Source organism: Kitasatospora sp. NPDC001261 (genome assembly GCF_042896795.1).
In the GTDB taxonomy this organism is placed as follows: Bacteria; Actinomycetota; Actinomycetes; order Streptomycetales; family Streptomycetaceae; genus Kitasatospora.
The window spans coordinates 75,006-83,799 of the sequence record NZ_JBIAXP010000018.1 but is presented as its reverse complement, the minus strand read 5'-3'; the positions used below and the strand labels follow the sequence as shown (position 1 = coordinate 83,799).

Annotated in this window: 9 protein-coding genes; 6 read left to right on the top strand and 3 right to left on the bottom strand. The window is 72.7% G+C overall.

Annotated features, from left to right (window positions below; translation table 11 throughout):
• Nucleotides 1–97: 97 nt before the first annotated feature.
• On the bottom strand, nt 98–835 hold the full coding sequence (locus ACFY4B_RS24200; RefSeq protein ID WP_387970910.1) for a DUF5324 family protein: 738 nt from the start codon (nt 833–835) through the stop codon (nt 98–100).
• Nucleotides 836–1,095: 260 nt separating this feature from the next.
• On the opposite strand from ACFY4B_RS24200, the gene ACFY4B_RS24195 reads away from it, so the two are divergent.
• Complete coding sequence (locus tag ACFY4B_RS24195) at nt 1,096–1,989, top strand: rhomboid family intramembrane serine protease (RefSeq protein WP_387970907.1); 894 nt, start codon at nt 1,096–1,098, stop codon at nt 1,987–1,989.
• A gap of 347 nt (nt 1,990–2,336) precedes the next feature.
• Here ACFY4B_RS24195 and crgA read toward each other — a convergent pair whose 3' ends face one another.
• Nucleotides 2,337–2,585 (bottom strand): cell division protein CrgA, encoded by a 249-nt coding sequence (gene crgA / locus ACFY4B_RS24190; RefSeq protein WP_049656797.1) that lies wholly within the window; start codon nt 2,583–2,585, stop codon nt 2,337–2,339.
• A gap of 169 nt (nt 2,586–2,754) precedes the next feature.
• On the opposite strand from crgA, the gene ACFY4B_RS24185 reads away from it, so the two are divergent.
• The 5 genes from ACFY4B_RS24185 to ACFY4B_RS24165 all read left to right on the top strand — a co-directional run bounded on the left by ACFY4B_RS24185 (nt 2,755) and on the right by ACFY4B_RS24165 (nt 6,469).
• On the top strand, nt 2,755–3,519 hold the full coding sequence (locus ACFY4B_RS24185; RefSeq protein ID WP_380745407.1) for a DUF881 domain-containing protein: 765 nt from the start codon (nt 2,755–2,757) through the stop codon (nt 3,517–3,519).
• Between the two features lie 69 nt (nt 3,520–3,588).
• Entirely contained in the window at nt 3,589–3,768 is a 180-nt protein-coding gene (locus ACFY4B_RS24180; protein WP_049656795.1) for a hypothetical protein, read from the top strand.
• A gap of 55 nt (nt 3,769–3,823) precedes the next feature.
• The gene (locus ACFY4B_RS24175; protein ID WP_074002166.1) at nt 3,824–4,489 is read left to right on the top strand and encodes an aminodeoxychorismate/anthranilate synthase component II; all 666 of its coding nucleotides are present in this window, start codon (nt 3,824–3,826) and stop codon (nt 4,487–4,489) included.
• 5 nt (nt 4,490–4,494) lie between these two features.
• A complete protein-coding gene (locus tag ACFY4B_RS24170; RefSeq protein WP_053112322.1) occupies nt 4,495–5,589 on the top strand; it encodes a class E sortase in 1,095 nt (364 codons plus the stop codon).
• A 37-nt stretch (nt 5,590–5,626) separates the two neighbouring features.
• Entirely contained in the window at nt 5,627–6,469 is an 843-nt protein-coding gene (locus ACFY4B_RS24165; RefSeq protein ID WP_074001949.1) for a class E sortase, read from the top strand.
• Between the two features lie 130 nt (nt 6,470–6,599).
• On the opposite strand, the gene pknB is transcribed toward ACFY4B_RS24165, so the two are convergent.
• Nucleotides 6,600–8,717, bottom strand: a complete 2,118-nt coding sequence (gene pknB, locus ACFY4B_RS24160; RefSeq protein WP_074001950.1) for a Stk1 family PASTA domain-containing Ser/Thr kinase — start codon at nt 8,715–8,717, stop codon at nt 6,600–6,602.
• Between the last annotated feature and the right edge of the window lie 77 nt (nt 8,718–8,794).

Genomic DNA, 8,794 nt, shown 5'->3' with positions numbered 1-8,794 from the left:
TCTCCTTGGCACCCCCCCACACCGCGGTTGCGGTCCGGCCGTCCCCCGGTATCGTGGCCGACGGCCGATCGGCGTTTGCGGGCGTTCGTCCGTACGGTCAGCGCGACCCGGGGCCGTCCTCGGCGGCGGGGCCGTCCTTCCCGGCGGTCGGGGACCCGTCCGTCGACTCGGCGACGGCCTCCGGGCCGGAGCCGTTCACCGGCGTGGAGGCGGCGTGCGCGCCGGCCGGCCGGGGCTCCTGCGGGGCCGGGGGCTCGACCAGCCACTCCGGGTTGCTGTGCCGGCGCCACCACTGCCAGGCCACGATCCCGCCGCCGATCGCCAGCAGGCCGGCCACGGCGAGGCCGGTGGCCAGGCGGTTGCACTGCTCCTTCCTGGCGTTCCGGGCGGCCAGCTCGCTGATCTCGGCCGAGCTGACGTTGCCCTGGAGGGCGGTCAGCGCGGCGGCGCCGCGGGCCTGGGCCTCGTGGGCGACCGGGCCGACGGTGGCGCGGGCCTCCTCGACCGCCTGGGCGACCCTGGGGCCGACGGTGGCGCGCGCCTGGTCCGCGGCCCGGGTGGCGGACAGGCGAGCCGCCAGAGCGGCCTCCTGGGCCCGGTGGAGGGCCTTCAGGGTGTTCTGCTGGGCCTCCGGCGGCAGGTTGGCGAAGGCCTGGCCGAACTGGGGGGCGAGGTGCCGGTCGTACTGGCAGCGGAGGTGGTGGGCGGCCTGTGCGGCCTTCGGACCGAAGGCGTCCAAGGCGGGGCCGAGGCGCTGCTTGGCGCCGTCCGCGAACTGTGCGGCGGTGTCCCGGGTCCTGGTGGCCGTCTCACGGGCCGAATCCGAAAAGCTCACGAGTCTCTCCTCCTGGGTGGTGTCCTTTATGCACATATCCACCTGAATGCTGATCATGCATGCTGATTTGTCCGGAGGCATGTCGAGGTGGGCCGTACGCGGGGCCCCTGCCGGGGCGGGCCGGATGGGGCGGGCGTGAGGACAGGGCCCCCGGCGGGGCGGAGAAAGCCGGGTCCGGCTGTGGGGGAGCCGGTCCGGGGGCGGGGGCGCGGCAGTAGGCTGGCGGTTTCGGAGGTCGTGTACGGGAAGGGGACCCGCTGATGCTCCCGGACGAGCCGAGGCCGTCGGTCGACCGGTCCCCGGAGGCCGGACCGCCCGACTGCTACCGGCACCCGCAGACCCCCACCGGGGTCTCCTGCACCCGCTGCGAGCGGCCGATCTGCCCGCAGTGCATGGTGACCGCCTCGGTGGGCTTCCAGTGCCCCGAGTGCGTCGGCAACGGCCACACCGGGTCGCGGCAGGCGACCACCCGGTTCGGCGGGGCCCTGGCCGCCGACGGCGGGCTGGTCACCCGGGTGCTGATCGGGCTCAACATCGTGGTCTGGGTGCTGGCCGCCTTCGTGCTCACCCCGCGGCTGGGCCAGACCTGGTCGCTGTTCAGCGCCGGGCGGGACATCCTCGGCGGCCCGGCGGGCATCGCCGACGGCCCGGACCAGTGGTACCGGCTGCTGACCGCCACCTTCCTGCACCTGGAGTGGTGGCACGTCGGGATGAACATGCTGGTGCTGTACTGGCTCGGCCCGTCGCTGGAGGAGGCGCTCGGCCGGCTCCGCTTCCTGGCCCTCTACCTGGTCTCAGGCCTGGGCGGCAGCACCTTCGCCTTCCTGGTGGCCGGCGGCTGGATGAACTCGGTGGGCGCCTCCGGGGCGGTCTTCGGGCTGATCGGCGCCACGATCGTGCTGCAGCTGCGGAACAGGGGCCCGCTCGGCCCGGCGATGGCGTTCCTGGTCTTCAACCTGGTGGTCACCTTCTCCCGCCCGGGCGTCGACTGGCGGGCGCACGTCGGCGGCCTGCTGCTCGGCTCGCTGACGGCGGTCGGCCTGATGTACGCCCCGCGCGAGCGCCGCGGCCTGGTGCAGGGGCTGACGGTGGCGGGCGCGGTGGCGGTCGAGGCGGGGATGCTGCTGGCCGGGATGGCCCTCTACGGGGCCTGACCCCTCGGACGTTTGTCCACAGCGGGTGCGGGGTTGTGCACAGGCTGTGCGACCACCGGGGTGTGGACTGTTGTTCTACGCGTGTCCTGCTGTGCGGTTCTCCCGTTCCCGGGGAGTTGTGCACAGCTGTGGACGGGCCCGCCGGGGAAAGTTATCCACAGGCCCGGGGGGCTTTTCCCCAGTGTGGATAACCATGTGGATAAGCCCGACAGTCCGATGGTGGGGATAACCGACCGGATTCCGGTGCGCTCCCGCCCGGCTCCGGGCACGCCTGACCGCCGCCCCGGGACGAGCGATCCGGAGCGGCGGGAAACGGCTCGAAGCCGAGCCTCAGGACGGGCGGAGCGTCACTTCCACTGGGTGGAGACGCCGAAGCCGGCGGCGATGAAGCCGAAGCCGACCAGGATGTTCCAGTTGCGCCAGCTCTCGACCGGGTAGGTGCCGCTGGTCACGTAGTAGGTGACGATCCACACCAGGCCGATCAGGAACAGCGCGAGCATCAGCGGCGCGACCCAACCACGGCCCGAACTGATCTTCACCGCGGCCGTGGTCGGCGGGGTGTAGTCGGACTTCTTGCGGAGTCGAGACTTCGGCACGAGGAGCTCTCCTGTCGATGCGCTGTGAGACCGCGCAGGGTGCAGCGGGTGGAATCGGCCGCGGTCGGCTGTGGAGAAACGTCCTGGGGACCGCTCCGCCACATGCCACCGGCGTCCGTTAGCGTAGTGGCTCGGCGGGTCTAGAGGAGATAAGGGTACGGTGACTAATTTGTCGATTCCCCCTGAGCCGGCCCGTACCCGCCGTTCCGGCACCCGAATTGTCGGACGTGCCCTGACCTGCGCCGTCTTCGCGCTCGCCGGACTGCTCTTCTACATCAGCGCGCAGACCGCCCGCGGCACCGACCTGCGGACCGACAACTCGTTGCTCAGCCTCGGCGACGTGGTCCGCCAGCGCAGCGCCCAGAACCAGCAGGCGCAGTCCCAGCTCGCCGACCTCCAGGCCCGTGCCCAGCAGCTCACCGAGCAGCAGGGCCACGACCCCGCCAACGCCGCGCAGCTGGGCGGCCTGCGCTCCGGCGCGGCCCTGGAGCCGCTCCAGGGCGGCGGGCTGACCGTCACCCTCAACGACGCCCCGCCGAACGCCACCGCGCGCATCCCGGGAGTGCCCGAGCCCGGCGTCAACGACCTGGTCATCCACCAGCAGGACATCCAGGCCGTCGTCAACGCGCTGTGGCGGGGCGGCGCCGAAGGGGTGCAGGTGATGGACCAGCGGCTGATCTCCACCAGCGCCGTCCGCTGCGTCGGCAACACCCTGCTGCTCCAGGGCCGGGTCTACTCCCCGCCGTACGTGGTCAGGGCGGTCGGGCGGACGGACACCCTGCGCTCGGCCGTCGAGGCGGACCCGACGGTCCGCAACTACCTCCAGTACGTCCAGGCGTACGGGCTGGGCTGGAAGGTCCAGGAGAGCGGCGAGCTGAGCCTGCCCGGCTACTCCGGCACCACCGAGCTGCGTTCGGCGGGCGGCCAGCAGTAGCGGACCGGCCCCGCGGGCGCGCACGGCGGGTCTACTCTTTAACCCAGTCCGCTACGTCGAGGGAGCACCATGTACGGCTGGATCTGGCGTCACCTCCCGGGGAACACCCTGGTCCGGGCCGTCATTTCGCTGCTCCTCGTGCTGGGGATCGTCTACCTCCTCTTCACCTACGTCTTCCCGTGGGCGGAACCGCTGCTCCCCTTCGGCGACGTCACAGTGGACGGCGGCGACGGCGCCGCGACCGGCTGAGCCGGCGGGCCCGGCACTCCCTTCCCGCACCGCACCCCACGGAGACCACGCGCGCATGACGACCCGGCCGACCACTCCGCCCCGCATCCTGGTGGTGGACAACTACGACAGCTTCGTCTTCAACCTGGTCCAGTACCTGTACCAGCTCGGCGCCACCTGCGAGGTGGTGCGCAACGACGAGGTGACCGTCGAGCACGCCGTCCGCCGCTCCGGCGACGAGGGCTTCGACGGGGTGCTGCTCTCCCCCGGGCCCGGCGCCCCGGAGGAGGCCGGGGTCTGCATCGAGATGGTGCACCACTGCGCGCGGATCGGGCTGCCGGTGTTCGGCGTCTGCCTGGGCCTCCAGTCGATCGCGGCCGCGTACGGCGCCGTGGTCGGCCGGGCGCCCGAGCTGCTGCACGGCAAGACCTCGCCGGTCGAGCACGAGGACGGCGGGGTGTTCGAGGGCCTGCCCTCGCCGCTGACCGCGACCCGCTACCACTCGCTCGCGGTCGAGCCGGCCACCGTGCCGGCCGAACTGGTGGTCACCGCGCGCACCGGGAGCGGCGTGATCATGGGGCTCAGGCATCGTGAACTGCCGGTCGAGGGCGTGCAGTTCCACCCCGAGTCGGTGCTCACCGAGGGCGGGCACCGGATGCTCGCCAACTGGCTCGCGGAGTGCGGCTTCCCGCAGGCGGTCGACCGGTCGGCCGGGCTCGCCCCGGTGATCGGCCGGGGCTGACCGGCGTGACCTCGCTGCGTCCGGAGGGGCGTTTCCAGCCGGAGGCGGACCCGTACGGCACCGCGCAGCAGTACGGCGGGCCCCGGTACCCGGGCCAGGACGACGGCACCGGCGGTGCGCCGTACCGGCAGGGGATCCCGGTGCAGACCGTGCCCGAGGACGCCTGGGGCGTGTACGAGCAGGCCCAGGAGCCCATCGTGGACGGGCCCGAGTACCCCTGGCTGCCCGACCAGACCCTCCAGCTGCGGCTGCCCCTGGACCTCGGCGCGCCGGCCGCCGAACCGGCCCCCACCGGTGGCCGGGCCGAGCGCCGCCGCGCCGCCCAGGGCCGTACCTCGCTGCGCTCCGGCAGCGGCCGGCGCCGGTCGAACGGCCGCGGCGCCGGGCGGGTGCGCCCCCGGGAGTCCGTGCTCGTGGTGGCCGCCCGGAGCGTCGGCGAGCTGTGCATCACGCTCGGCGTGGTGATGCTGCTCTTCGTCGCGTACCAGCTCTGGTGGACCAACGTGCAGGCCGACGCTGCCGCCGACGGGGCCCGCAACCAGCTGGAGCAGCAGTTCAACGCGGCCGTCGCGCCCGTCCAGCCGGGGCAGCCGGCCCCGGCGCCGGACAAGCCCGAGGTGTTCGAGCCCGGCAAGGGCTTCGCCATCATCTACCTGCCCAAGCTGGGGCTGAAGTTCCCGATCGCCGAGGGCACCTCCAAGTCGGGGGTGCTCGACAACGGCCTGGTCGGCCACTACACGGGAACCGGGATGCCGGGCGACAAGGCGGGCAACTTCGCGCTGGCCGCCCACCGCAACACCCATGGCGAGCCGTTCCGGTACATCAACCAGCTCGGCAAGGGCGACAAGATCGTGGTGGAGACCGCGGCCGGCTACTACACCTACGAGGTCACCGGGGGCATCCCGGAGACCTCCCCCAACAACGTGAGCGTGATCAAGCCGGTGCCGAACGGCGCGGGGTACGCCGGTCCGGGCCGCTACATCACCCTGACCACCTGCACGCCGGAGTTCACCTCCAAGTTCCGCCTCATCGTCTTTGGCAAGATGATCGAGGAACGGCCGCGTGCCCAGGGCAAGCCGGCCGCGATCACGGGCGGGTAGCCGCCCGGCCGCCCGGCCCGGAGGGGGAGCACCGCAGATGCAGGACGAGAGCGCGCGATCGGCCGAACCGGCGCAGGAGGCCTTCGCCCCGCCCGAGCCGCGGGCCGGGCGGGGCCGGAGCCGGGCGCTGGCCGCGCTCGGGGTCTTCGGCGAGCTGCTGATCACCATGGGCCTGGTGCTCGGCCTGTTCGTGGGCTACTCGCTCTGGTGGACCAACGTGCAGGCGGACCGCTCGGCCTCGGCGGCCGCCGACCGGCTGCGCGGCAGCTGGGCCGCGGGCCCGCGCCCCGGCCCCGGGGCGACGCCCGGCGCCGCCCCGGCCCCCGGCGCGTCCGCTGCTCCCGGCGCCCCCGGTGCCGAGCCCGGGTCCGTGCCGAAGCAGTTCGCGGCCGGGGACGACGTCGGCTTCCTGCACGTCCCGGCGATGGGCCGGGACTACCAGGTGCTGATCCGGATGGGCACCTCCACCGAGGTCCTGGACGACGGCGTCGCGGGCGTCTACGAGCAGCCCTACCGGGCCGCGATGCCGTGGGACCAGCAGGGCAACTTCGCGCTGGCCGCCCACCGGGACGGCCACGGCGCCAAGTTCCACGACCTGGACGCCGTCCACCGGGGCGACGCCGTCGTGGTCGAGACCCGGGACAAGTGGTACGTCTACAAGGTCGACAGCACCCTGGCGGAGACGTCCAAGTACGACACCGGCATCGTGGCGCCCGTCCCGGCCCGCTCCGGCTACGAGGGCCCCGGCCGCTACATCACCCTGACCACCTGCACGCCGGTGTACACCTCGCGCTACCGGATGGCCGTCTGGGGGAGCCTGGTGCGGGTGGACGACATGGACGCCAAGCGCACCCCGCCGCCGGAGCTGCGGCACTCCTGAAGCCGCCCAGGGGCCTCCTGGAGCCCGTACGGAACGCCCGAGGGCCCGCCGCGTTCGTCGCGGCGGGCCCTCGGGCGTGCTCCGTGCTGCTCGTTCCCCGGCTCAGCCGAACCAGGGGAATACCGGAGGCCTAGTGGTCCCCTTTGGGGGGTGTGGTGGTGGGGTCGCTCCCTTTCGGGGGCTCGGCCGCCTTGGTGTACAGCTGGATCTGGGTGTTCGGGTCGACCTGGGTGCCCGCCGGCGGGTTGCTCTGGAGGATCGTCGCGTTCGGGTCCGGGGGACCGCTGACCACGACGTAGGTCAGGCCGAGCGCCTTCAGCTGGTCCGCGGCGGCGCCCAGCTTGACGTTCGCCAGCGGCGGGACCTGGGGCTTGTCCTGCGCCTTGAAGATCGTCAGCGAGATCTTGCTGTTGGCCGGGGCCTTGGTGTTGGCCGGGATCGACTGCGAGGCGACGGTGTTGACCTTGCTCGGGTCGGGGGCCGGCGCGGTCTTCGAGACGTCCACCTGGAAGCCGAGGCCCTGGAGGGTCGCCTGCGCGTCCTCCTTCTGGGCCCCGGCCACGTTCGGGACGGTCACCTTGGCCTTGCCCTGCGACACGGTCAGCTTGATCGGGGCGCTCGGGTCGACGGCCGCGTTGGGCGCCGGGTCCTGGGCGGTGACGGTGTCCTGCGCGGCGGTGTCGTCGTCCTTGTACTCGGTGGTCACGTTGGTGAAGCCGAGGTCGGCGAGCGCCTTGGTGGCCTGGTCCTTGGGCTTGCCGACCACACCGGGGACCTGCGCCTTGGCCGGGCCCGAGGAGACCTGCACCGTGATGGTGGAGGTCTCGGCGACCTGGGTGCCGGACTGCGGGGTCTGGGTGCAGACCTGGTCCTTCTTGATGTTGGTGTCCGGGCAGGCGATCTTGTCGCCCTCGGTCACCACGAGCTTGGCACCGGCCGCGGCGGCGGCCGTCTTGGCCTCCGCCAGGGTCTTGCCGACCAGGTTCGGCGCGGTGACCTTCGCGGTCTCCTTGGTGCCCTTGTCGGCGAACATCGCCTGGGCGACGAAGAAGGTGCCGACCAGGACCAGCACGGCGGCCACCGCCAGCACGATCCAGGAGGTGTTGCTCTTCTTCGGCGGGTCCTCGCCCCGCCGGCCCCCGCCGCGGCCGTAGCCGTCGTCGTAGCCGTCGTTGCCGCCCGCCTGGCCGGCGTAGGTCTGGCCGTAGCCGTCGTCCTGGTAGCCGCCCTGCTGCCCGTAGCCGGGCTGCCCGGAGGCCTGCGGCAGGACGGTGGTCGGGCCGCCGGGCTGCTGCGGCAGCACGTTGGTCTGGCCGTACGGGTCGTGCTGCTGCGGGTAGCCGTTCTGGTCGTAGCCGTAGCCGCCCGGGCCCATGCCGTACGCGGCCTGCTGGGCGGCGGCCACCGGCAGGCCGTCGAGGAAGCGCTCGATGTCGTCGCGCATCTCGTCGGCGCTCTGGTAGCGGTAGTCGCGGTCCTTGGCGAGCGCCTTCAGCACGATCGCGTCGACCTCGGGGCGCACCTCGGGGTCGAAGACCGACGGCGGCTGCGGCTCCTCCCGGACGTGCTGGTAGGCCACCGCGACGGGCGAGTCGCCGACGAACGGCGGGCGCACGGTCAGCAGCTCGTAGAGCAGGCAGCCGGTGGAGTAGAGGTCGGAGCGGGCGTCGACCTGCTCGCCCTTGGCCTGCTCGGGGGAGAGGTACTGGGCGGTGCCGATGACGGCCGAGGTCTGCGTCATGGTCATCCCGGCGTCACCCATCGCACGGGCGATGCCGAAGTCCATGACCTTGACGTTGCCCTGCCGGGTCAGCATCACGTTGGCCGGCTTGATGTCGCGGTGCACGATGCCGGCCCGGTGCGAGTACTCCAGGGCCTGGAGGATGCCGATGGTCATCTCCAGCGCCCGCTCGGGCAGCAGCCGGCGGCCGGAGTGCAGCAGCTCGCGCAGCGTGGACCCCTCGACGTACTCCATCACGATGTACGGGATGGAGATGCCGTCGATGTAGTCCTCGCCGGTGTCGTACACGGCGACGATGGCGGGGTGGTTCAGGGACGCCGCCGACTGCGCCTCGCGGCGGAACCGGGCCTGGAACGACGGATCCCGGGCCATGTCGGCCCGGAGCGTCTTCACAGCGACGGAGCGGCCGAGTCGGGTGTCATGGGCGAGGTACACCTCGGCCATGCCGCCGCGTCCGAGGACGCCGCCGAGCTCGTACCTGCCGCCGAGGCGACGAGGCTCTTCCATAGTTCCGACCCTCTCCCTCACCCGCCGGTGAGGTTGTGACGTAGGTGTCCCCGCACGCTCTGGGTGACGCCGCGCGG